This is a genomic window from Rhizobium ecuadorense (assembly GCF_001187535.1).
Lineage (GTDB): Bacteria > Pseudomonadota > Alphaproteobacteria > Rhizobiales > Rhizobiaceae > Rhizobium > Rhizobium ecuadorense.
This window is the reverse complement of record NZ_LFIO01001294.1, coordinates 1-231: the sequence shown is the minus strand read 5'-3', so window position 1 is coordinate 231 and position 231 is coordinate 1. Positions and strand designations below refer to the sequence as shown.

Annotated in this window: 1 protein-coding gene; it reads left to right on the top strand. The window is 59.7% G+C overall.

Annotation, left to right across the window (positions count from 1 at the left end):
• The coding region (locus tag AF337_RS44620) for a hypothetical protein (protein WP_210168081.1) at positions 1–182 on the top strand (182 nt) is incomplete at its 5' end.
• Positions 183–231 lie beyond the last annotated feature (49 nt).

The following is a 231-nucleotide window of genomic DNA, read 5'->3' as shown; positions in this document are numbered from 1 at the left end:
CGCAGGCCCTGGCGATCGATAACGAGGCAAGTGCCGGGGGCCAGTTGGCGCACACCCAGGATCAGGCTTTCGGCCGGCGCTACATAGCCGAGTGCCAGCATATGGCTGAGCTGCGCCGGATCGAAAGCGGGGCTGAAGGCGGAATCCGCAAGAAAAGCCTTCGTCTCGCTGGCAAAATGTAAGCCGTCCCTTGTCATTCGGATATAAAGCGGTTTTGTGCCATTGCCATCC